The organism is Streptomyces sp. NPDC040589, assembly GCF_055594445.1.
This window is the reverse complement of the sequence record NZ_JBVIWP010000011.1, coordinates 253,579-275,244: the sequence shown is the minus strand read 5'-3', so window position 1 is coordinate 275,244 and position 21,666 is coordinate 253,579. Positions and strand designations below refer to the sequence as shown.

20 protein-coding genes are annotated in these 21,666 nt (G+C 71.7%); 10 read left to right on the top strand and 10 right to left on the bottom strand.

Features of this window, described 5'->3' with window-relative positions:
* Positions 1–320: 320 nt before the first annotated feature.
* Positions 321–995, top strand: coding sequence for a lysophospholipid acyltransferase family protein (locus tag ACZ58V_RS36120; RefSeq protein WP_468199475.1), 675 nt, complete (start codon positions 321–323; stop codon positions 993–995).
* Between the two features lie 56 nt (positions 996–1,051).
* Here ACZ58V_RS36120 and ACZ58V_RS36115 read toward each other — a convergent pair whose 3' ends face one another.
* From ACZ58V_RS36115 to ACZ58V_RS36095, 5 genes are all read right to left on the bottom strand, one after another.
* A complete protein-coding gene (locus ACZ58V_RS36115; protein WP_471295395.1) occupies positions 1,052–2,581 on the bottom strand; it encodes an MFS transporter in 1,530 nt (509 codons plus the stop codon).
* Complete coding sequence (locus ACZ58V_RS36110; protein ID WP_468199470.1) at positions 2,578–3,129, bottom strand: TetR/AcrR family transcriptional regulator; 552 nt, start codon at positions 3,127–3,129, stop codon at positions 2,578–2,580. Before ACZ58V_RS36110 ends, ACZ58V_RS36115 begins: the two co-directional genes overlap by 4 nt.
* Positions 3,130–3,240: 111 nt before the next feature.
* Complete coding sequence (locus tag ACZ58V_RS36105; RefSeq protein ID WP_468199469.1) at positions 3,241–4,212, bottom strand: aldo/keto reductase; 972 nt, start codon at positions 4,210–4,212, stop codon at positions 3,241–3,243.
* Positions 4,213–4,383: 171 nt separating this feature from the next.
* Complete coding sequence (gene argH, locus ACZ58V_RS36100) at positions 4,384–5,811, bottom strand: argininosuccinate lyase (RefSeq protein ID WP_468199467.1); 1,428 nt, start codon at positions 5,809–5,811, stop codon at positions 4,384–4,386.
* Between the two features lie 84 nt (positions 5,812–5,895).
* Positions 5,896–7,089, bottom strand: coding sequence for an argininosuccinate synthase (locus ACZ58V_RS36095; protein ID WP_471295392.1), 1,194 nt, complete (start codon positions 7,087–7,089; stop codon positions 5,896–5,898).
* 239 nt (positions 7,090–7,328) lie between these two features.
* Between ACZ58V_RS36095 and ACZ58V_RS36090 the strand changes: the two genes are divergently transcribed.
* From ACZ58V_RS36090 to ACZ58V_RS36065, 6 genes are all read left to right on the top strand, one after another.
* On the top strand, positions 7,329–8,279 hold the full coding sequence (locus ACZ58V_RS36090) for a hypothetical protein (RefSeq protein ID WP_471295390.1): 951 nt from the start codon (positions 7,329–7,331) through the stop codon (positions 8,277–8,279).
* Between the two features lie 163 nt (positions 8,280–8,442).
* Positions 8,443–9,030, top strand: coding sequence for a pyridoxamine 5'-phosphate oxidase family protein (locus ACZ58V_RS36085; RefSeq protein ID WP_468199459.1), 588 nt, complete (start codon positions 8,443–8,445; stop codon positions 9,028–9,030).
* A 3-nt stretch (positions 9,031–9,033) separates the two neighbouring features.
* Positions 9,034–9,732: a L,D-transpeptidase family protein gene (locus ACZ58V_RS36080; RefSeq protein WP_471295387.1), complete on the top strand. Its 699-nt coding sequence runs from the start codon at positions 9,034–9,036 to the stop codon at positions 9,730–9,732.
* A 136-nt stretch (positions 9,733–9,868) separates the two neighbouring features.
* The gene (locus ACZ58V_RS36075) at positions 9,869–11,251 is read left to right on the top strand and encodes a ferredoxin reductase family protein (protein ID WP_468199455.1); all 1,383 of its coding nucleotides are present in this window, start codon (positions 9,869–9,871) and stop codon (positions 11,249–11,251) included.
* A gap of 40 nt (positions 11,252–11,291) precedes the next feature.
* Positions 11,292–12,359 carry an FMN-binding protein gene (locus ACZ58V_RS36070; protein ID WP_468199453.1) on the top strand — a complete coding sequence of 356 codons (1,068 nt, stop codon included), beginning with the start codon at positions 11,292–11,294 and terminating at the stop codon, positions 12,357–12,359.
* The gene (locus ACZ58V_RS36065) at positions 12,352–13,155 is read left to right on the top strand and encodes an FAD:protein FMN transferase (RefSeq protein WP_468199451.1); all 804 of its coding nucleotides are present in this window, start codon (positions 12,352–12,354) and stop codon (positions 13,153–13,155) included. Before ACZ58V_RS36070 ends, ACZ58V_RS36065 begins: the two co-directional genes overlap by 8 nt.
* Before the next feature lie 164 nt (positions 13,156–13,319).
* Here the strand turns inward: ACZ58V_RS36065 and ACZ58V_RS36060 are convergent, their stop codons facing one another.
* The 5 genes from ACZ58V_RS36060 to argC are packed head-to-tail and all read right to left on the bottom strand — an operon-like array spanning position 13,320 to position 18,156.
* Entirely contained in the window at positions 13,320–13,862 is a 543-nt protein-coding gene (locus ACZ58V_RS36060; protein ID WP_468199449.1) for an arginine repressor, read from the bottom strand.
* 7 nt (positions 13,863–13,869) lie between these two features.
* The gene (locus ACZ58V_RS36055) at positions 13,870–15,069 is read right to left on the bottom strand and encodes an acetylornithine transaminase (RefSeq protein ID WP_471295383.1); all 1,200 of its coding nucleotides are present in this window, start codon (positions 15,067–15,069) and stop codon (positions 13,870–13,872) included.
* A complete protein-coding gene (gene argB / locus ACZ58V_RS36050) occupies positions 15,066–15,983 on the bottom strand; it encodes an acetylglutamate kinase (protein WP_471295382.1) in 918 nt (305 codons plus the stop codon). The genes ACZ58V_RS36055 and argB overlap by 4 nt, the downstream gene beginning before the upstream one ends.
* Complete coding sequence (gene argJ, locus ACZ58V_RS36045; RefSeq protein WP_471295379.1) at positions 15,980–17,131, bottom strand: bifunctional glutamate N-acetyltransferase/amino-acid acetyltransferase ArgJ; 1,152 nt, start codon at positions 17,129–17,131, stop codon at positions 15,980–15,982. The genes argB and argJ overlap by 4 nt, the downstream gene beginning before the upstream one ends.
* A complete protein-coding gene (gene argC / locus ACZ58V_RS36040; RefSeq protein WP_471295377.1) occupies positions 17,128–18,156 on the bottom strand; it encodes an N-acetyl-gamma-glutamyl-phosphate reductase in 1,029 nt (342 codons plus the stop codon). The genes argJ and argC overlap by 4 nt, the downstream gene beginning before the upstream one ends.
* Before the next feature lie 276 nt (positions 18,157–18,432).
* On the opposite strand from argC, the gene ACZ58V_RS36035 reads away from it, so the two are divergent.
* The 3 genes from ACZ58V_RS36035 (at position 18,433) to ACZ58V_RS36025 (ending at position 21,520) form a co-directional block, all read left to right on the top strand.
* Positions 18,433–19,443: a winged helix-turn-helix domain-containing protein gene (locus tag ACZ58V_RS36035; protein WP_471295374.1), complete on the top strand. Its 1,011-nt coding sequence runs from the start codon at positions 18,433–18,435 to the stop codon at positions 19,441–19,443.
* Positions 19,444–19,561: 118 nt separating this feature from the next.
* Positions 19,562–20,512 carry a bacteriocin fulvocin C-related protein gene (locus tag ACZ58V_RS36030; RefSeq protein ID WP_471295372.1) on the top strand — a complete coding sequence of 317 codons (951 nt, stop codon included), beginning with the start codon at positions 19,562–19,564 and terminating at the stop codon, positions 20,510–20,512.
* Between the two features lie 51 nt (positions 20,513–20,563).
* Positions 20,564–21,520, top strand: a complete 957-nt coding sequence (locus ACZ58V_RS36025; RefSeq protein ID WP_471295369.1) for a bacteriocin fulvocin C-related protein — start codon at positions 20,564–20,566, stop codon at positions 21,518–21,520.
* Positions 21,521–21,666: the final 146 nt, after the last annotated feature.

Here is a 21,666-nt window from a genome sequence, read left to right as displayed (position 1 = left end):
GGGAGACCCCGGGCGGAACACGCGGGTGACGCCGGATGTCGTAGTGGCTGGTGGGGGCGGTGATCTGACGATTCGTCGCACCCCGTTCGATTCGGTGCGGCGGTTCTGGGAACGCGTCCGGTGCGTCCGAGGCGACGTCCGTCACATCATGGCGGCCGGGTTACACACCGTCGACGACGCGCCACCGCAGGTAAACACGCGTCAACAGTGCGTAAGGCCTCGGTTAAGTCGCCGTGCCCGATGTGCGCGACCCTCGGGGCCACGAGTATCGTCCCCACCTGCACATACTCATACAGATTCCCTTGACACCGGAGGGTCCGTTGTCCCGCTTCGCGCTCATCAAGGCAGTGCTCGGTCCGGTCATGCGCCTGATGTTCCGCCCACAGGTGGAAGGTGCGGAGCACATTCCCGGCGACGGTCCGGTCATCCTGGCCGGCAACCACCTGACGTTCATCGACTCGATGATCCTGCCGCTGGTCTGCGACCGGCAGGTGGTCTTCATCGGCAAGGACGAGTACGTCACCGGCAAGGGCCTCAAGGGCCGGCTGATGGCCTGGTTCTTCATCGGCGTCGGCATGATCCCGGTCGACCGCGACGGCGGCCGGGGCGGGGTCGCGGCCCTGATGACCGGGCGCCGGGTGCTGGATGAGGGCCGGATGTTCGGCATCTACCCGGAGGGCACCCGGTCGCCCGACGGGCGGCTGTACCGGGGGCGTACCGGCATCGCCCGGCTCACGCTGATGACGGGCGCGCCGGTGGTGCCGTTCGCGATGATCGGCACGGACCGGCTTCAGCCGGGCGGGGCGGGTCTCCCCCGGCCGGGGAAGGTCACCGTGCGGTTCGGTGAGGCGATGGAGTTCTCCCGGTACGAGGGGATGGACCGGGACCGCTATGTACTGCGGGCCGTGACGGACTCGGTGATGAGCGAGGTCATGCGGCTGTCCGGGCAGGAGTACGTGGACATGTACGCCAGCAAGGCCAAGGAAGCCGCGTAGTTCTGCGGGCCGCGGGGGCGTGAGGGGCTTGTCGCCCTCACGCCCCCGCGGCCTTTTCAGTGCTCCGCCCCACTCTCCAGCCGCTGCCCCCGCAGCAGGAACCACGCCGCCACCGCCGCGGCCAGCAGGACCGCCGCACCGACGCCCGCCGCGAGTGCCAGGCCGTCGACGAAGGACGTGCGGGCCGCGTCCAGCATCACCGCCGAGGTGTGTGCGGGCATGCTCGCGGCCGCCTCGACGGCGCCGCCGAGCGACTCGTGGGCCGCGGCCGGTGTGCCCGCCGGGCCGCTGAAGTCGCGGTAGACACCGGTCACGATGGAGCCGAGTACGGCGATGCCGAGGGCCGCGCCGAGTTCGTACGCCGTCTCGGACACGGCGGAGGCGGAGCCCGCCTGCTCCTTGGGCACGCTGGAGAGGATCACGTCGGCGGTCACCGTGAAGGAGAAGCCGGCACCGACGCCGACGACCAGCAGCGCGGTCCCGAGCAGGGGGTAGCCGGTGGACTGGCCGATCACCGTGAGCGCGGCCAGCGCGAGGCCGATCGCCGCGAGACCTCCGGAGACGACGGCCCGCACCGAGAAGCGGCGGGCCGCGCGCCCCGCGGCCAGTCCGGCCACCACGGCGCCGATGGCGGCGGGCAGCTCGGCCAGGCCCGCCTCGAACGGGCGCCTTCCCTGGACGAGTTGCAGGTACTGGGAGAGGAAGAACACCAGCCCGGACAGGCCGAGAATGGTCAGCAGGTCCGCCAGTACGGCCCCGCTGAAGCCGCGGTGGCGGAACAGCCGCATGTCCAGCAGCGGGGCGGGGAGCGTGAGCTGACGGCGTACGAACCCGTACAGGGCGGCCGCGCCCAGCAGGCCGGCGGCCAGGGTGGCCCACGCGAAGCCGTGGGTGGCGGCCTCCTTGATCGCGTACACGACACCGACCATGCCGACCAGCGACAGCACGACGCTGACCAGGTCCCAGGGGCCGGCGTGCGCGGTCCGTGACTCGGGCAGCAGCTTGATCCCGACGAGGACCAGGACCGCCATCACGGGCAGGTTGATCAGGAAGACCGAGCCCCACCAGAAGTGCTCCAGCAGGAATCCGCCGACGATCGGGCCGACGGCCGTACCGGCGGAGGCGGTGGCGCCCCAGATGCCGACGGCGAGACTGCGTTCGCGCGGGTCGTGGAAGAGGTTGCGGATCAGCGCGAGCGTGGCCGGCATCAGGGTGGCGCCGGCGACGCCCAGCAGGGCCCGCGCGACGATCAGCATCTCGGGGGTGGTGGCATAGGCGTTGAACACGGATATCGCGCCGAACGCCGTGGCACCGATCAGCAGGATCCGCTTGCGGCCGATGCGGTCGCCGAGGCTGCCCATGGAGACGAGCAGGCCGGCGATGACGAACGAGTAGACGTCGCCGATCCACAGCAGCTGTGTACCGGAGGGCTTCAGATCCTCACTGATGTAGGGGGTCGCGAGACCGAGCACGGTCGCGTCGACGGCCACCAGCAGCACGGCGAGCACGAGGACGCCGAGGGCGAGCCAGCGGCCCGGGCGCTTCACCGCCTCGGTCGCTTCCGCCGCCTGCAAGGTGCTGGTCATGATTCCTCTCTCCGTAGTGCGCCGCCGAGCAGCAGCTCGACGATCATGTGCTGGAAGTCCTTGGGAGCGCCCTTGCCGCTGTGCACCATCCAGGCGCCGGAGGCCATCAGGCCGTAGAGCGCCTCGGTGAGCCAGGCCGGTGTGAGGTCGATACGGAACTCGCCGCCGAGCTGACCACGCCGGAACAGGGCGGAGATCCGGTCGTCTATCAAGGTCCAGCCCGCGTTCAGTTCCTCGCCCTCGAACAACTGGTTCTCGGAGTAGAGGAACGCGAGCAGTCCGGCGACGGGCTCGATGGCCCCGACCAGCCGGCGTACGGCGTCACTCGCCGTGCCCTCGTCGAGCCGGGCCGCGTCCAGCGCGGCCTCGCACTCCGCGATGCCCAGCGATTCCAGCGCGCGGACGAGGACGTCACGTCCGGCGAAGTGGCGGTGCAGCGTGGCGCGGCTGATCCCGGCTGCCTTGGCGACCTCGTCCATGGTCGCGGTGGATTTACGGGTCAGCAGGGCCGCGGCGGTGCGCAGCACGTGGTCAGGATCGACAGCCATGAGACGAGCATAGCCCAGATGAGACACTGGTGTCTCATGCTGGGCATGCGTGGCTCACGGCTGCCGGTTTACGGAGAGGTGTAACTCAGCGCTCAGTGCAGTGCTCAGTGCTCAGTGCCAGGGCAGCTGCCCGCGCCGCTCCCAGTACGTGTGCGGTTCCTCGGCCAGCGTGGCGAGGCGGGTCAGCTGGTCGTCGTCGAGGTCGACGACCGCGGCGTGCAGGTTCGACGCGAGCTGGTTGGTGGTGGCCGCGCCGGAGAGAACCACACCGGCCCAGGGCTGTCGCAGGATCGCGGCGAGAGCGACGGCGTCGCAGCCCAGGTCCGCTTCCTCTGCGATCTCCTTCAGGACGGCCGGGGCGTGCGGCCCGGCGAGCCGGCCGTTGGCCATGCCCTCCTTGACGATCACGGTGAGCCCGGCGTCGTGCGCCTCGGCGAGGGCGGGCGCGGCGGAGGTCTCCAATGCGTTGTACGTGGACTGGACGGTACGGAAGAGGGGTTCGCCGTCGACCGTCACGGCGAGGGCCGCGCGGATCGCGTCCGCCTGGGCCGGACCGCTGGTGGAGAAGCCGATGGTGAGGCCCTGGGACGCGGCCTCCGCGAGCTTCGCGTGCAGTTCCTTGTCGGTGAGAGCCGGGCTGTCCGGGGTCACCGAGTGGATCTGGTAGAGGTCGAGCCGGTCGCCGAGCAGGTCGTCGCTCTCCGCGCGCTGCCGTTCGTAGGTGGGCAGGGCGTGGTCCTTGACCTCGTGGCGGTCGGCGTCGGTGGACCAGTCGGCGGTGTAGGTGTAGCCCCACTTGCTGCCGACGACGATGTCGTCGAAGGCGGGCCTTGCCTTGAGCCAGTCGGCGAGGAACTCCTCCGAGCGGCCGTAGGAGCGGGCCGCGTCGAAGTAGCGGACGCCTTGGGCGTAGGCGGCGTCCAGGAGTTCATGCGTGCGGTTGCGCAGGGCGTCGACGGAGCGGTCCTCTCCGAGGTCTTCGTCCCGGCCGAGGTTGATGTAACCGGGGCGCCCTACGGCGGCGAGGCCGAGGCCGATGTGGCAGGTGGGGGTTGTTGCTGTGGCCAGGCGGGCGAAGGGCATCGCGGGCTCCGTTCGGTCGGCTCCGGTTCGGCTTCGACCCAACGTAACCCGCGATGACCTTCGCCTCGGAGCTCGGATCGTGCGGCGTTTCGGCGGGTGCGGGATGTGTGTGGCTTGTCGCGCCCGCGCGGCGGAGCCGCAAATCGATACAGCCCCGCGCCCCTGGGAGGCCTACTGCCGTGCTGTTGCCCATTCGTGCTGGGCCGACACGTCCGCCTTCACCTCTGCCAGCTGGACCGCGACCGCGCTCGGTGCCGTGCCGCCCCTGCCGTTGCGGGACGCCAGGGCGCCGGGGACGTTGAGGACCGTGCGGACCTCGGGGGTCAGGTGGGAGGAGATCTTGGCGAACTGCTCGTCGGTCAGGGCGTCCAGTTCCTTGTTCTCCGCCTCGGCGACCTTCACGCACTCGCCGGCGACCTCGTGGGCGACGCGGAACGGGACGCCCTGCTTGACCAGCCACTCGGCGATGTCCGTGGCGAGGGAGAACCCGGCGGGGGCCAGTTCCTCCATGCGCTCGCGGTGGACCGTGAGCGTGGCCATCATGCCGGTGAAGGCCGGCAGCAGGACCTCCAGCTGGTCGATGGAGTCGAAGACCGGCTCCTTGTCCTCCTGGAGGTCGCGGTTGTACGCCAGGGGAAGGGCCTTGAGCGTGGCCAGCAGGCCCGTCAGGTTGCCGATCAGGCGGCCCGACTTGCCGCGGGCCAGCTCCGCGATGTCCGGGTTCTTCTTCTGCGGCATGATCGACGAGCCCGTCGAGAACGCGTCGTGCAGGGTCACGAAGGAGAACTCCTTCGTGTTCCAGATGATGACCTCCTCGGCGATCCGGGAGAGGTTGACCCCGATCATCGCCGTGATGAAGGCGAACTCGGCGACGAAGTCGCGGGAGGCCGTGCCGTCGATGGAGTTGCCCGCGGAGCCGTGCTCGAACCCGAGGTCCTTCGCCACCGCCTCCGGGTCCAGGCCGAGGGAGGAGCCCGCCAGGGCGCCCGAGCCGTAGGGCGACACCGCCGTGCGCGCGTCCCACTGGCGCAGCCGCTCCGCGTCCCGGGAGAGGGACTGGACGTGGGCCAGGACGTGGTGCGCGAACAGGACCGGCTGGGCGTGCTGGAGGTGCGTCCGGCCGGGCATCGCCACGTCGGGGTGCGCCTCGGCGAGGCCGATCAGGGCGTCCTGGAGCTCCGCGATCAGGCCGCCGACGACCCGGGCGTGGTCGCGCAGGTACATCCGGAAGAGGGTCGCGACCTGGTCGTTGCGGGAGCGGCCCGCGCGCAGCTTGCCGCCGAGGTCGGGGCCGAGACGCTCCAGCAGGCCGCGCTCGAGCGCGGTGTGCACGTCCTCGTCGGCGATGGTGCCGACGAAGGAGCCGTCGGCGACGTCCGCTTCGAGGCGGTCCAGGCCTTCGAGCATCCTCGTCAGCTCGTCGTCCGTGAGCAGCCCTGCCTTGTGCAGCACGCGCGCGTGGGCACGCGAACCGGCGATGTCGTACGGCGCGAGCCGCCAGTCGAAGTGGACGGACGCGGACAGCTTCGCCAGGGCCTCGGCGGGACCGTCGGCGAAACGGCCGCCCCAGAGCCGGACGTCACCGCTGTTGCTGCTCACTTGCGTTGCTCCTAGAGGGGTGTGGATGTGACGCAGACCTATAGACGCAGACCTTTATACGCCCAGGCCAGGTCCCGTGAATGCCTACGCCAGGTCGCGCTTCGCCGCGATCTTCGACGACAGGCTGTAGATGTCGATGAAACCCTTGGCGGCGGACTGGTCGAAGGTGTCGCCCGTGTCGTACGTCGCGAGGTCGAAGTCGTACAGCGACTGCTGCGAACGCCGGCCGGTGACGACCGCGCGGCCGCCGTGCAGGGTCATCCGGACGTCCCCGGTGACGTGCTGGTTCGCCTCGTCGACGAAGCCGTCCAGGGCGCGCTTGAGCGGGGAGAACCACTGGCCGTCGTAGACCAGCTCGCTCCAGCGCTGCTCGACGCCGCGCTTGTAGCGGGCGAGTTCGCGCTCGACGGTGACGCTCTCCAGCTCCTGGTGGGCGGTGATCAGGGCGATCGCGCCCGGAGCCTCGTACACCTCGCGCGACTTGATGCCGACGAGCCGGTCCTCGACCATGTCGATCCGGCCGATGCCCTGGGCGCCGGCACGCTCGTTGAGCTGCTGGATCGCTTGGAGGACGGTGACGGGCCTGCCGTCGAGGGCGACCGGGACGCCCGCCTCGAAGGAGATGACCACCTCGTCCGGCTCGCGGGCGAGGGCCGGGTTCTGCGTGTACTCGTAGATGTCCTCGATCGGCGCGTTCCAGATGTCCTCGAGGAAGCCGGTCTCGATGGCGCGGCCGAAGACGTTCTGGTCGATGGAGTACGGCGACTTCTTGGAGGTCGCGATCGGCAGGCCCTTGGCCTCGCAGAAGGCGATGGCCTTGTCGCGGGTCATCGCGTAGTCGCGGACCGGGGCGATGCACTTCAGGTCGGGGGCGAGGGCGACGATGCCGGCCTCGAAGCGGACCTGGTCGTTGCCCTTGCCGGTGCAGCCGTGGGCGACGGTGGTGGCTCCGTGCTTCCGGGCGGCGGCCACGAGGTGCTTGACGATCGTCGGCCGGGACAGGGCGGAGACCAGGGGGTAGCGGTCCATGTAGAGGGCGTTGGCCTTGATCGCCGGGAGGCAGTACTCCTCGGCGAACTCGTCCCTGGCGTCCGCCACCTCGGCCTCGACGGCCCCGCAGGCGAGCGCGCGCTTGCGGATGACGTCCAGGTCCTCGCCGCCCTGGCCGACGTCGACCGCGACCGCGATGACCTCGGCGCCCGTCTCCTCGGCGATCCAGCCGATGGCGACGGAGGTGTCAAGACCGCCGGAGTAGGCGAGTACGACGCGCTCGGTCACGGGTTCTTCTCCTCATACTGCGAACACTGACCTGCATGAGTATGCAGAGCACTGCATGATTCGTCAATCCGGCAGCGCACCCGGGCTCGGAGCGAGAAGCGGTTTTTGGTCAGGCCGAGAAGAATTTGAAGATCCTTTGAACGCGGGAAACCGCTTACCCGTACCTCTCGCCGAACGCAGGCGCCGCGTTTCGCACACCGAGGACACCCCCGTCCCCCGACCCCTAGTGAGGCATCCGCATGTCCAGGGCCCTTCCGAAGTACAACAAGCGTCGCGTCGCGTTCATCGGCGGTGCCGCCGCGGTGGCACTGTCCGGCACGGTGATCGCCGGCTTCGCCCTCGCCGGGGAGACGCCCGCGAGCGGTGGGACGAACGCCCGGACGCTGGCGGGTCCCGGCACCATCTCGTGCCCGGACGTCACCGGGCAGCTGCCCGCGGTGCCCGCCTCGGCGCAGGCGGAGGTCGACAGCAACCTCGCCCAGCTGAACACCCAGATCGAGGAGGCGAACAAGCGCCTCGTCGACACGGTCGGCCAGGGCGGACCCAACTTCGTCCAGAACGCCATCCTCGGCCCGCTGGAGGACAAGCGCGTCGCCGCCCTCAACCGCATCGAGACCGCCATCGGCCGCGCCGCCGAGAAGCCCGAGGGCCTCGAGGCCTTCGCCGCCTGCCAGCTCAACGCCGACGGCGGTGCCGGGGCGGGCGAGGCGGCGGGAGGCGAGGCGGGCGCCGGTGAAGAGGCCGGTGCGGGTGCCGGAGCCGAGGCCGGAGCCGAGGCCGGTGCGGAAGCGGGTGCCGAGGCAGGTGCCGGTGCGGAAGCGGATGCGGGCGCCGAGGCCGGTGCGGGTGCCGGCGAGGACGCGGGCGCGGGTGCGGGCGAGGCGGGGAACGCCGGGGCCGGCGCGATCAGCTGCCCGGACGTCACCGGCGAGCTGCCCGCGATCCCGGCCTCGGCCCAGGCGGAGGTCGACCGCAACCTGGCGCAGCTGGACACCCAGATCGAGGAGGCCAACAAGCGCCTCGTCGACACGGTCGGCCAGGGCGGACCCAACTTCGTCCAGAACGCCATCCTCGGCCCGCTGGAGGACAAGCGCGTCGCCGCCCTCAACCGCATCGAGACCGCCATCGGCCGCGCCGCCGAGAAGCCCGAAGGCCTCGAGGCCTTCGCCGCCTGCCAGCTCAACCAGTGAGGTGACAGGCACCGTGGCCGCCCCGAGTGAGCGCCGGCCGGGGCGGCCACGGGCAGGCGTCCGAGCTCGGGATCCGGCAGAGGTGACCGGATCCCGTAATCCCTCAGCCCGTCGCTCATAATTCCTTAGACAGTCGAAATACCTGCGCCCATAATCGCTTGACATGGGAAAGACTCATGAGCGCATAGAAGGCCGGCTCCGCTCGTTCATCGAGGCGCAGCCGGTCTTCTTCACCGCCACCGCTCCCCTGTCCGCCGACGGCACGGTCAACCTCTCCCCCAAGGGCCTCCAGGGCTCCTTCGCGGTGCTCGACGAGCACACCGTGGCCTACCTCGACTTCGCCGGCTCCAACGCCGAGACCATCGCCCATCTGCGGGAGAACGGGCGGATCACCCTGATGTGGTGCGCCTTCCAGGGCCCGCCGAACATCGTCCGCGTGCACGGGCGGGGCGAGCCGGTCTTCCGCGACGACCCGCGCTTCCGGGAACTCCTCGCCCGCTTCCCGGACATCGACCCGGCTCGGCACGGCCTGCGCGCGATCATCGTCGTGACGGCCGAACTCGTCCGCGACACCTGCGGCTACGCGGTGCCCTTCATGGAGTACGAGGCGGACCGCGATCTGCACGCCAAGCGTTTCGCGCGCGAGGACGACGCCTCTCTCGACGCCTACTTCACCAAGAAGGAGCACATCGCGACCAGCCTGGACGGACTACCCGGGCTGCCGTTGCCGCTGCCTCCCTCTACGGTCTGAGACATGCGCCCCGGTGCCGTCGCCCTCGCCGTCTCCTCCCTCCTCACGCTCGCCGCCGGGCCGCCCGACCGGGCGGCGCCCCTGCCGGAGCGGATGGCGGACACCGGCGGCGGCACCCAGCTGATCACCGCGGTCGCCCCGAAGCGGGCCTCCACCAAGGGCACGGTCACCTGGTGGGACCTCAGGGGCGGGCGGTGGGTGAGGACCGGCTCCGCGCCCGCGCGCTTCGGAGCGAACGGACTCGTCGAGGGCGCCGCCCGCACGCAGGGCACGGACACGACACCCACGGGCCTGTACGGACTGCCGTACGCCTTCGGTATCAAGGCGGCACCACGCGGGACGGCGTACACCTACCGCCGGGTGCACCGGGACTCCTGGTGGTGCCAGGACAACGACTCCCGCTCCTACAACCGCTGGACCGAGCCCCGCGCGGCCGACTGCCGGGCCGCCGAGTCCGAGCAGCTGATCACCTACCGGGCCCAGTACGCGCACGCGCTTGTCATCGACTTCAACTACGAGCGTCCCGTCCGGGGACGTGGCGCGGGCATCTTCCTGCATGCCGACGGGCGGGGAGCGACGGCCGGCTGCGTCTCCGTGCCGAAGGAAGCGATGCGGCGGATCCTCACCTGGGCCGACCCGGCGAAGCGTCCCCACATCGCGGTCGGGACGACGAGCGGGACCACCGCCGTCACGCGCTACTGAGGCGAGAACGCCGCGCGGGCACGCATGCGGGTTACCGCCGGTCACTCCCGTCCGCACATGACTCGGTGCACGGCTGAACACTCCCGCGCCCCGGCACGTATCTGTGGGCCAAGGGTCAAGTCCCCACGGAGGAACCGTGACCACCACGCTCGCAGGCGGCCGTGCCGCCCGTCGCCAGACGATGCGCCGCATCCGCCCGCGCCGCTCCCCGGCCGTCCCGCTGCTGATCGCCCTGTGGGCGGGAGCCGCGGCCGTGCTGTGGCTGTGGTGGGACAACACACCGTCCCTCGCGGACAACGCGAGCAAGATCCTGGCCGCCGGCCGGATCACCGGCCTGCTCGCCGGCTACCTCATGGCGCTGGTGGTGCTCCAGATGGCCCGGGTGCCCGCGCTGGAGCGCCGGGTGGGCACGGACCGGGTCGCCCGCTGGCACGCCATGACCGGCCGCTACACGCTCTGCCTGGTCCTTGCCCATGTCTTCCTCACCATGTGGGGCTACGCCCTCCAGGCGGGCAAGGGGCTCGGCGACATCGTCCAGCAGACGACCGACTCCATCAACCAGCTGCCGGACATGGGCAAGGCCGCCATCGGCACGGGTCTGCTGTTCGTCATCGGGATCCTCTCGATCGGCGGGGTCCGCCGACTGATCGGGTACGACACCTGGTACCACGTGCACCTGCTCACCTACGCGTCGGTGTACATGACGTTCTGGCACCAGATCACCACCGGCAACGAGTTCGCCGTCGAGCCGGCCGCCAAGACCTTCTGGTACGGGCTGTACGGCGTGGTGACCGCGCTGGTGCTCTGGTACCGGATCATCACCCCGATCCGTCTGAACCTGCGGCACCGTATGCGGGTCGAGGCGGTCATCGAGGAGACCCCGGGCATCGTGTCCGTGCTGATCGGCGGGCGCAAGCTGCACCGGATGGGCGCGGAGGCCGGGCAGTTCTTCCGCTGGCGGTTCAAGGCGCCCGGCATGCGCTTCAGTTCGCACCCGTACTCCCTGTCGGCGGCGCCCCGCCCGGACATGCTGCGGATCACCGTCAAGGCGATCGGCGACCACACGTCCCGGCTGCGCGAACTCCAGCCCGGCACCAAGGTGTGGGCCGAGGGCCCCTACGGCGCGATGACCGCGCAGCGGCGCAGCCGCGGCAAGGTGCTGCTGGTCGCCGGCGGTGTCGGCATCACCCCGATGCGGGCCCTGTTCGAGACGCTGCCGGGCTCGTCCGGCGACATCACGCTCCTCTACCGGGCCAACAGCACCCAGGACCTGGCCCTGTGGGGCGAGCTGGCCAAGATCGCCGACGAGCGCGGCGCGCGGCTGATGTACGCGGTCAACAGCCCCGACGGGGAACGCCCCGACATCTCCGCGGAGTCCCTCCAGCGGAAGATCCCCGACGTCGACAACCACGACGTCTTCATGTGCGGGCCGCCCGGCTTCGCGCAGTCGGTCTACGAAGCACTGCGCGGCGCGGGAGTCCCCGCCCGCCGTATCCATCACGAGTCGTTCGAGATGTGAGCGACGGGACATCAACGGCCCTTCAGGAGCTTGAGAAACGATGAGGAAGAGTCACCCCCTCCGGCGCGCCGTGCTCGCCGGCGCAGCCACCGTCTCCGGAATCGTGCTGCTGCTGTCCATGAAGCCGGCCTCCGACCCGGGCGGTGCCCAGGCGGCCGGCGGCCAGGTCCCGCCCGCGGCGGCCGGGCAGGCGCCGCAGGGCGGCGTGAACGGCGCCGTCACCGGTGACGCGCAGCAGACGCAGTACGGCCCGGTGCAGGTCCGCCTGACCATGAGCGGCGGAAAGATCACTCAGGCCGAGGCGGTCCAGGCCCCCAAGGGCGGACGCAGCGACCAGATCACCGCCAGCTCGGTGCCCCGCCTCAACCAGGCGGCGGTCGCCGCGCAGAGCGCGGAGATCGACGCCGTCTCCGGGGCGACGTACACCAGCGCCGGCTACAAGAAGTCCCTCCAGTCGGCCCTGGACAAGGCCAAGGCCGCTGGCGGCGCCGCGCAGGGCTCGGGCAACGCCCAGACCCTCACCGGCGATGTCGCGCAGACGGAGTACGGCCCGGTCCAGGTGCGGGTCACCGTGGCCGGCGGGAAGATCACCAAGGCCGAGGCGGTCCAGGCGCCCAAGGGCGGACGCAGCGACCAGATCACCTCCTCCTCCGTGCCCCGCCTCAACCAGGCGGCGGTCGCGGCCGGGAACGCGCAGATCGACGCGGTCTCGGGCGCCACCTACACGAGCGCGGGCTACAAGAAGTCACTCCAGTCCGCGCTGGACAAGGCTCCGGCAGGAGGCGGCGGCGCCGCGCAGGACTCCGGGCAGGGTGCCGGGGCGGGCAGCGCACAGGCCAAGACGGTCACGGGCACGGCCGCGCAGACGCAGTACGGTCCCGTCCAGGTCCGTATCACCGTCGCGGGCGGGAAGATCACCAAGGCCGAGGCGGTCCAGGCCCCCAAGGGCGGACGCAGCGACCAGATCACCTCCTCCTCCGTGCCCCGCCTCAACCAGGCGGCCGTGGCGGCCGGCAACGCGCAGATCGACGCCGTCTCGGGAGCCACCTACACCAGCGCGGGCTACAAGCAGTCCCTCCAGTCGGCGCTGGACCAGGCCGGTGGCTGACACGGTGGCCGACCCCGCACAGGCTCCCGCCGCGGTACGTCATGTGGAAGAGACGATGGGGACCGTCTTCTCCCTCGACGTCCGCGGCGGGGAACCGGCCGCCGTGCGCGCGGCCCTGGACGAGGCCGTCGCCGGACTGCACCGCGTCGACGAGGTGTTCAGCACCTACCGCGAGGACAGCCAGATCGCCCGGCTGCAACGCGGTGAACTGACGGTCGCCGAGTGCGATCCCGAGGTCGCCGAGGTCCTGGAGCTGGCGGCCGAGGCGGAGCGGCTGAGCGACGGCTGGTTCAGCACGTCGTACCAGGGCCGCCTCGACCCGACCGGCATCGTCAAGGGCTGGGCGGTCGAGCGGGCGGCCCGGGCGTTGTCGGCGGTGCCGGGGGTGTGCGGGGTGAGCGTCAACGGCGGCGGCGATGTGCAGTTGCTCGGGGCGCCGGGGGCGCAGCGGCCGTGGCGGGTGGGTGTGTCGGACCCGTTGCGGCCGGGGGGTCTCGCGGCCGTCGTCTCGGCGGCCGGGGTGGACGAGCTGTCCGTGGCCACGTCCGGTACGGCGGAGCGGGGCGCGCACATCCTCGACCCGCGTACGGGGCATTCGGCCGTGACCGACCTCGTCGCAGTGACCGTGGTCGGGCCTCGACTGACCTGGGCGGACTGCTGGGCCACGGCGGCGTTCGCGATGGGGTCGCGGGAGGGCTTGGCGTGGCTGGAGTCCCTGCCGGATGTGGAAGCGCTGTTGATCACGGCTGGTGACGAGGTGCGGTGCACTGGGGGTTTGGCGGGGCGGCTGGGGTGAGTGGGGGCTGGGGACGGGGCGTTGCGCAACCCGGCAAAGCGGGGTGCCGCTCTCGTTGGGACGGGCGCCGCCCCTAGCGGCACGCATGCCCGCGGCTGGGCCGGTCCAGGGGCGCGGGGAACTGCACGATCAGCCCCAGCTCACCCGCACCCGAACGACAACCCTCAGTGCCCGTTCTGCGCCAGCCTCAGCAAGTGCTCCGCCAGCGCCTGTCCCCCGTCCGGCTCCCGGCTGATCAGCAGCAATGTGTCGTCACCGGCGATCGTCCCCAGGATGTAGTGCAGCTCGGCCTGGTCGATCGCCGAGGCCAGGAACTGCGCGGCCCCCGGCGGCGTACGCAACACCACGAGATTCGCCGAAGCCTCCGCGGAGATGAGCAGTTCCTGCGACAGCCGCCGCATCCGCTCCTCCTTCGCCGACCCGCCCAGCGGCGCCCGGGGCGTACGGAAGCCGCCCTCGCTGGGCACCGCGTAGATCAGGTCACCGTCGGTGTTGCGGATCTTCACCGCGTTCAGCTCGTCCAGATCCCGGCTGAGCGTCGCCTGCGTGACGCTCAGCCCGTCGTCGGCGAGCAGCTTCGCCAGCTGGCTCTGCGACCGCACCGGCTGCCGGTTGAGGATGTCCACGATCCGGCGGTGGCGTGCGGTGCGGGTCTGCGGCACGGCGGACCCGTTCGCCCCCTGCTCGTGCTCCTGCGCCTGGCTCATCGTCGTCTCATTCTCCGGATCGTCCGTCCCCGCTCACTGCCTGGAGGATGCCGGGCAGCGCCCCGAGGAAGGCGTCCACCTCGTCGTCGCCGAGGTTCAGCGGCGGCATCAGCCTGACGACGTCCGGGGCGGGCACGTTCACCAGGAATCCGGCCTCCTGAGCCGCCTGGCGCAGCTGGGGCGCGAGAGGCTCGGTGAGCACGATACCCAGGAGTAGGCCCGCGCCCCGGACAAAATCGATCAACTCGTGGCCGAGGCCTTCGATCCCGTCCCGCAACGCCGCGCTCTGCCGCTTGACGTTGTCCAGCAACCCCTCGTTCTCGATGGTGTCGAGGACGGCGAGCCCGGCCGCGCAGGCGACGGGGTTCCCGCCGAACGTCGTGCCGTGGTGCCCGGGCTGGAGCAGCTCCGCGGCCCGCCCGAAGGCGACGGTCGCGCCGAGCGGCAGCCCGCCGCCGAGCTGCTTGGCGAGGGTGACGACGTCGGGCAGGACACCCTCGTGGGCCTGGTACTCGAACCAGTGCCCGGTCCTGCCGATGCCGGTCTGCACCTCGTCGAGGACGAGGAGGGCCCCGGTCGAGGCGGTGATGGCGCGGGCGGCCTTGAGGTAGCCGGCGGGCGGGACGACGACGCCGAGCTCGCCCTGGATCGGCTCGATGATGACGAGCGCGGTCTCCTCGGTCACCGCGGCGGCCAGGGCCTGCGCGTCGCCGAAGGGGACGTGGGTGACGTCGCCGGGCAGCGGCAGGAACGGCTCCCGCTTGCCGGGCTGGCCGGTCATCGCCAGGGCGCCCATGGTCCGCCCGTGGAAGGCGCCCTCGGTGGCCACCACATGGGTCCGCCCGGTCAGCCGGCCGATCTTGAAGGCGGCCTCGTTGGCCTCGGCGCCGGAGTTGCAGAAGAAGACCTTGCCGTCCCGGCCGAAGAGCCGGAGCAGCCGCTCGGCGAGGGCGACGGTGGGCTCGGCCATGAAGAAGTTGGAGATGTGGCCGAGGGAGCCGATCTGGCGGCTCACGGCCTCGACGATCGCCGGGTGGGCGTGGCCGAGGGCATTGGTCGCGATGCCGCCGACGAAGTCGAGGTAGGAGGTGCCGTCGGCGTCCCAGACGCGGGTGCCCTCGCCGCGTGCCAGGGGCAGCAGCGGGGTGCCGTAGTTGTTCATGAGCGCGCCTTGCCACCGCTCGGCGTACTCCTGATGGGCGGTCATACGGCATCCCCCTCTTGCTCGTCGGGCACGACCATCGTGCCGATTCCCTCGTCGGTGAAGATCTCCAGCAGGATCGAGTGCTGGACCCGGCCGTCGATCACGCGGGCGGTGGTCACGCCGCCCCGTACGGCGTTCAGACAGCCCTCCATCTTCGGCACCATGCCGGACGACAGGTCCGGCAGCAGCCGCTCCAGCTCGGAGGCGGTGAGGCGGCTGATCACCTCGTCGCTGTTCGGCCAGTCCTCGTAGAGTCCCTCGACGTCCGTGAGGACCATGAGGGTTTCGGCGCCCAGCGCGGCAGCGAGTGCCGCAGCCGCCGTATCAGCATTGACGTTGTAGACATGCCCCATATCACCGTCGTCCTGGGAGCGGGCGATCGAGGAGACGACCGGGATACGGCCGTCGGCGAGCAGGGCCTCGATGGCGCCCGTGTCGATCGCGGTGATCTCGCCGACCCGTCCGATGTCGACGAGCTCGCCGTCGATCTCGGGCTGGTGCCTGGTGGCGGAGATGGTGTGGGCGTCCTCGCCGGTGAGGCCGACGGCCAGCGGGCCGTGCTCGTTGAGCAGCCCGACCAGCTCCCGCTGGACCTGCCCGGCCAGCACCATCCGTACGACGTCCATGGCGTCCTCGGTGGTGACCCTCAGCCCTGCCTTGAACTCGCTGACGATGCCGTGCTTGTCCAGGGCGGCGCTGATCTGCGGGCCACCGCCGTGCACGACGACGGGCTTGAGGCCGGCGTGGTGCAGGAACACCACGTCCTGGGCGAAGGCGGCCTTCAGGTCCTCGTCGATCATGGCGTTGCCGCCGAACTTGATGACGACCGTCTTGCCGTTGTGCCGGACCAGCCACGGCAGCGCCTCGATGAGGATCTGTGCCTTGGGCAGGGCGGTGTGCTTACGCGTGATGCTCATGACGAGTAGGCGCTGTTCTCGTGGACGTAGTCGGCGGTGAGGTCGTTGGTCCAGATGGTGGCGGTCTCGGAGCCGGCGGCCAGGTCGGCGACGATGTGCACCTCGCGGTAGCGCATGTCGACCTTGTCGCGGTCCTCGCCGACGCCGCCGTTCTTGCAGACCCAGACACCGTTGATGGCCACATTGAGCCGGTCCGGCTCGAAGGCGGCGGACGTCGTGCCGATCGCGGAGAGCACGCGGCCCCAGTTGGGGTCCTCGCCGTGGATGGCGCACTTGAGGAGGTTGTTGCGGGCGATGGAGCGGCCCACCTCGACGGCGTCGTCCTCGGTCGCGGCGTTGATCACCTCGACCTTGATGTCCTTGCTGGCGCCCTCGGCGTCCCGGATGAGCTGCTGACCGAGGTCGTCGCAGACCTGCCGTACGGCCTCGGCGAACTCCTCGTACCCGGGGGTGACTTCGGCGGCGCCGGAGGCGAGCAGCAGCACGGTGTCGTTGGTGGACATGCAGCCGTCGGAGTCGACCCGGTCGAAGGTCGTCCGGGTGGCCGCCCGCAGGGCCTTGTCCAGGACCTCGTTGTCCAGGTCCGCGTCGGTGGTGAGGACGACGAGCATGGTGGCGAGGCCGGGGGCGAGCATGCCCGCGCCCTTGGCCATGCCGCCGACGGTCCAGCCGTCCCTGGTGACGACGGACGTCTTGTGGACCGTGTCGGTGGTCTTGATGGCGATCGCGGCCTTCTCACCGCCGTGCTCGGAGAGCTGGGCGGCGGCCGTCTCGACGCCCGGGAGCAGCTTGTCCATCGGCAGGAGGAGCCCGATGAGGCCGGTCGAGCAGACGGCGACCTCGATGGCGCCCCGGCCGAGCACCTCGGCCACCTTCTCGGCCGTGGCGTGCGCGTCCTGGAAGCCCTTGGGACCCGTACAGGCGTTGGCGCCACCGGAGTTGAGGACGACGGCGGACACCTGACCGCTCTTCAGCACCTGCTCGGACCACAGGACCGGCGCGGCCTTCACACGGTTGGCGGTGAAGACGCCGGCTGCGGCGCGGCGGGGGCCGGTGTTGACCACGAGGGCCAGGTCGGGGTTGCCGTTCTCCTTGATCCCGGCGGCGATCCCGGCCGCCGTGAATCCCTGTGCTGCCGTCACACTCACGGCGCAACTCCGATCGTCGTCAGTCCCGTGGTCTCGTCGAGACCGAGGGCGATGTTCATGCTCTGGACGGCACCGCCCGCGGTGCCCTTGGTGAGATTGTCGATGGCGCTGATCACGATGATCCGTCCGGCGGCCGCGTCGTACGCGACCTGCACCTGAACGGCGTTCGAACCGTAGACGGACGCCGTGGCGGGCCACTGCCCCTCGGGGAGCAGGTGCACGAAGGGCTCGTCGGCGTAGGCCTTCTCGTAGGCGGCGCGCACGGACTCGGCCGTGACGCCCTCCTTCGCGGAGGCGCTGCACGTGGCGAGGATCCCGCGCGGCATGGGCGCCAGGGTGGGCGTGAAGGACACGGTGACCGGCTCGCCGGCGGCCGCGCTGAGGTTCTGGGTGATCTCGGGCGTGTGCCGGTGCCCGCCGCCGACGCCGTACGGGGTCATCGACCCCATGACCTCGCTGCCCAGCAGGTGGGGCTTGGGCGCCTTGCCCGCGCCGGACGTGCCGGAGGCGGCGACGATCACGGCCTCGTTCCCGGCGAGTGAGGCGGCGTACGCCGGGAAGAGGGCCAGGGAGACGGCGGTCGGGTAGCAGCCGGGCACCGCGATGCGCTTGGACCCCTCCAGCGCGGCGCGGGCACCCGGCAGTTCGGGAAGGCCGTAGGGCCAGGTTCCGGCGTGCGGCGAGCCGTAGAACTTCTCCCAGGCGGCGGCGTGCGTCAGCCGGAAGTCCGCGCCCATGTCGACCACCAGCACGTCCGGGCCCAGCCGCTCGGCGACGGCGGCGGACTGCCCGTGCGGCAGTGCGAGGAAGACGACGTCGTGACCCGCGAGGACCTCGGGGGTGGTCTCCTGGAGCACTCGCCCGGCCAGGGGCAGCAGGTGCGGCTGGAGCGCACCGAGTTTCTGCCCCGCGTTGGAGTTGCCGGTGAGGGCGCCGATCTCCACCTCGGGGTGGGCCAGCAGCAGACGCAGCAGTTCCCCGCCCGCGTATCCACTCGCTCCGGCCACTGCCGCACGTACCGCCATGGAACCTCCTCCTTAGAGGGCATGACTATACGTTTCGCTGCACGTTTATGCAATCCCGGCTTTGTCCCGTGCATGACCGCGGACACGGGGAGATCATGGCAGGCGAGAAGAGGTGCGGGCAGGGCTCCGTGGCTGGAACGAAGCGTACGGGGCCGTACCCGGCGTGGGTATGTTGTGAAGGCCCCCGCGACACGCGTGACGGATGCCGACCATGGGTGGCGAGGCGCCGGGGGGCAACCACGGGGGATGCCCGCGGTGTCCACGGGGATGGCTCGCATGGCCCTGCGCATTCACTTCACCGACGACGACCTCACCCGCATCAGGTTCGCCCAGGCACCCGACCCGATGTGGGAAGCCCTCCAGAGCATGCACATGCTCCAGACCCGGGACGGCTGGGCGGTCTTCGGCCGCTGGCGGGCCCGGGTCCGCCCGGCCCTCGGCGCACCGGAACGCCAACTGCTGCGCCTGGCCCCGCCGGTCGGCTACTCGCCGGACTTCCTCACGCCCGCCGCCGGCGCGGGAGGTCTGGAGCCGGGGATCGACGCCCTGCTGTCCACGCCCCGCACGCGATTACGCCACGACCTGCTCGAGCTCTCCGCCGACGGGCGCAGGCTCCCGCCGTGGGGCCGGGCCCTGGCGGACGGCGACGGGGTGGCGGTCCACCATCTGGGGCGGACCCTGCGGACCTACGTCAGGGCCGGACTCGCGCCCTACTGGGACCATGTCCGCGCCCGCTTCGAGGCCGAACGCGCCCTGCGCACCCGGACGCCGGGCGCCGGTGCCGGTGCCGGGAGCCTGCTCGACGCACTGCACCCCGAGCTCCACTGGCGGCCCCCGGTGCTGACGGTGGGCGGGCTGCGCGTGGAGCGGGACGTGCATCTGCGCGGGCGCGGACTGCTGGTGCTGCCGTCCTACTTCTGCTGGCGCTATCCGACCGTGCTGAAGGATGCCGCGCTGCCTCCGGTCGTCGTCTATCCCATGACGCACCAGGGCGCCCTGAACCCGGCCGACCGGGCGGTGGGCGACACCCGGGCACCGTCGCGGTCGCTGGTCGCGCTCCTGGGGCGGACCCGGGCGGAGATCCTCCGCCACGCCTCGGAGAACGGCGCCACGACCACGGAGCTGGCCCACGGCACCGGCGTCTCGGCCGCCACCGCCAGCTACCACGCCTCCGTACTGCGGGACGCGGGCCTGCTCAGCACCCACCGGCTGGGCAACGCCGTCCTGCACACCACCACCCCGCTCGGGGCCGCCCTGCTCGAAGGGCGCCACGGCTCGGCCGTCTGACGCCCGCCCCCACGAGGGTCTTTCGAAGGCGCTCGAAAGGCGGTGCGCCGGATCCGCCCCGCTGCCCAGACTCTGCCTCAGCGATGTCGACCGCCGGGCGGACAAAGGGGATGCTGCCATGGAGAAACCGGAACCGCGCTGGGTGCTCGCCTTCGACGGGTCGTGCGCGACCTGCCGCAAGATCTCCAGCGCCGTCTCCCACGCCTGCGACGGCAAGCTCGAGGTGCTGCCGCTGGACGACACCCGGGTACGGGACTGGCGCGAGCGGGCCTACGGCACGGACGCCCCCTGGGCGCCGACCCTGCTGCGGGCGGGCACCGACCGGGTACGGGCCTGGACCGGAGCGGCGATGACGCCGCCGCTCCTGCGGCGGCTCGGCCCGCGCTCCACGCTGCGGGTCCTGCGCGCCCTCGGTGACCTGCGCCGGGCGGACGCCCACCACACCGCCGACCGTCCGGTGACCGGGCGGACCCTCCGGCGGGCGCAGTTCCTGCGTGCCGGGGCCGGTCTGGTGGTGGCGGCCGGTGTGATCATGCGCGGCAGCACTCCCGCCTTCGCCGAGAACGAGCACGAGGCGGCCCGCCGCTGGGTGCTCGCCCACCGCGGCGCGCTGCCCACCACCTACGACGACGTGGTGGCGCATCCGCTGAGCCACCGGCGCGCGATCCACGAGGCGCTGCCGCCGAAGGCCCGCAGCGGCCTGTGGGCCGAGCATCTGCGGCGCTTCGGCGCCGACCGCCCGCGGCTGAGCGGGGCGCAGCGGCGGGTCCTGGACCGGGCCCTGGCCGTCGCCTCCGACCCGGCGACCTTCGAGGGCGAGCCGCCCGCCGAGGTCGCGGAGCTCGGCCGGGCGGCCCGCGAGGCCTTCGGCCCGGACGGGGCACGGGCGATGCTGGCGGTGCTGGGCCCGGCGTCCGAGGCCGCGGTGCCGCCGCCCAACTGCGAGTGCAACCGGATCGACGTGTACTGCGGCTGGGACGGCAAGTGCATCGACAACGGCTGCCGCCACACCAGCGTGGGCTGCGGAAGTCTCTACATCTATCCGTGCACCGGGCTCTGCTTCGACTGACCACGGCGACCGCGTCGCCATGCCTCGACACCAAGGACGGGAGTGTTCTTCATGCGTGATTCCGGGGTGCGCTGGATGCTGGCCTTCGACAGTTCGTGCGGTGCCTGTCGCACCATCTCGTCGATCGTGTACGAGGCGTGCGACGGCAAGCTGGAAGTGGTGCCGCTCGGGCGTCAGGACGTACGCGACCGGCGCGAGCTGGCGCTGGGCCCGGACGCGCCCTGGGTGCCCACGCTGCTGGCCGTACGCGGTGGCGAGGGTGCCGGGCCTGACAAGGTGCGGGCCTGGACGGGTGCCGCGCTCGCCGTGCCGCTGGCGCGGCGGCTGGGGCCGCGTTCCTCGGTGAAGGTGCTGCGTGCCCTGGGACAGGCGCGTGCCGAGGGCGCGACGGGCCGGGGCGGGCTGGGGCGCGCCGAGTTCCTGCGCCTGGGCGGAGGCCTCGCGGTCGCCGCGGCGGTGCTGGTGAAGGGCACGACCCCGGCCTTCGCTCAGGACAAGGACGCGGCGGCCCAGGAATGGGTCGGGCGGCACGCCGGCCGGCTGCCGACCCGCTACGACGACGTGGCCGCCCTGCCGGTCACCCACCGGCGGGCGGTGTTCCAGGCGCTGCCCGCCGAGGCGCGCAGCGCGCTGTGGGTCGAGCACATCGACCGGTGGCGGTCCGCCCACCCCGGCCTGACGCCCGCTCAGGCCAGGGTGGTGGACCGGGCCCGGGCCGCGGCGTCGGAGGTGTCGACGTTCCAGTTCGAGCGGGGCCGCCGGGGCACCGAGGAGACGCGCCGTATCGACGCCGACGCCCGTGCCGCCTTCGAGCCGGCCGCGTCGAACGCGCTGCTGGCCACCCTGGGACCGGTCGAGGCCGCCGCGCTGCCGGACTGCGAGTGCAACACCTACAGCGACAAGTGCTGGGGCAGCTCCTGCACCTGGGTGGAGAACTCGTGCGCGCGCTCCGACAGCGGATGCGGAACGCTGTGGACGTGGTCCTGCAACGGGCTCTGCTACGGATGACGGCCGGTCGTGGGGGGGGGGGGGGGGGGGGGGGGGGGGGGGAGGGGGGGGGGGGGGGGGGGTGGTGGGGGGGGGGGGGGGGGGGGGGGGGGGGGGGGGGGGGGGGGAAAGTGCCAAGAAAGACCCCCAAAGGGAAGAGCTAACCG

Coding starts and splice junctions, on each gene's coding strand:
- ACZ58V_RS36115 (WP_471295395.1), bottom strand. CDS start 2,581: ATGACCAGCACCTTGCAGGCGGCGGAAGCGACCGAGGCGGTGAAGCGC.
- ACZ58V_RS36110 (WP_468199470.1), bottom strand. CDS start 3,129: ATGGCTGTCGATCCTGACCACGTGCTGCGCACCGCCGCGGCCCTGCTG.
- ACZ58V_RS36105 (WP_468199469.1), bottom strand. CDS start 4,212: ATGCCCTTCGCCCGCCTGGCCACAGCAACAACCCCCACCTGCCACATC.
- ACZ58V_RS36090 (WP_471295390.1), top strand. CDS start 7,329: ATGTCCAGGGCCCTTCCGAAGTACAACAAGCGTCGCGTCGCGTTCATC.
- ACZ58V_RS36085 (WP_468199459.1), top strand. CDS start 8,443: ATGGGAAAGACTCATGAGCGCATAGAAGGCCGGCTCCGCTCGTTCATC.
- ACZ58V_RS36080 (WP_471295387.1), top strand. CDS start 9,034: ATGCGCCCCGGTGCCGTCGCCCTCGCCGTCTCCTCCCTCCTCACGCTC.
- ACZ58V_RS36070 (WP_468199453.1), top strand. CDS start 11,292: ATGAGGAAGAGTCACCCCCTCCGGCGCGCCGTGCTCGCCGGCGCAGCC.
- ACZ58V_RS36060 (WP_468199449.1), bottom strand. CDS start 13,862: ATGAGCCAGGCGCAGGAGCACGAGCAGGGGGCGAACGGGTCCGCCGTG.
- ACZ58V_RS36055 (WP_471295383.1), bottom strand. CDS start 15,069: ATGACCGCCCATCAGGAGTACGCCGAGCGGTGGCAAGGCGCGCTCATG.
- argB (WP_471295382.1), bottom strand. CDS start 15,983: ATGAGCATCACGCGTAAGCACACCGCCCTGCCCAAGGCACAGATCCTC.
- argC (WP_471295377.1), bottom strand. CDS start 18,156: ATGGCGGTACGTGCGGCAGTGGCCGGAGCGAGTGGATACGCGGGCGGG.
- ACZ58V_RS36035 (WP_471295374.1), top strand. CDS start 18,433: ATGGCCCTGCGCATTCACTTCACCGACGACGACCTCACCCGCATCAGG.
- ACZ58V_RS36030 (WP_471295372.1), top strand. CDS start 19,562: ATGGAGAAACCGGAACCGCGCTGGGTGCTCGCCTTCGACGGGTCGTGC.
- ACZ58V_RS36025 (WP_471295369.1), top strand. CDS start 20,564: ATGCGTGATTCCGGGGTGCGCTGGATGCTGGCCTTCGACAGTTCGTGC.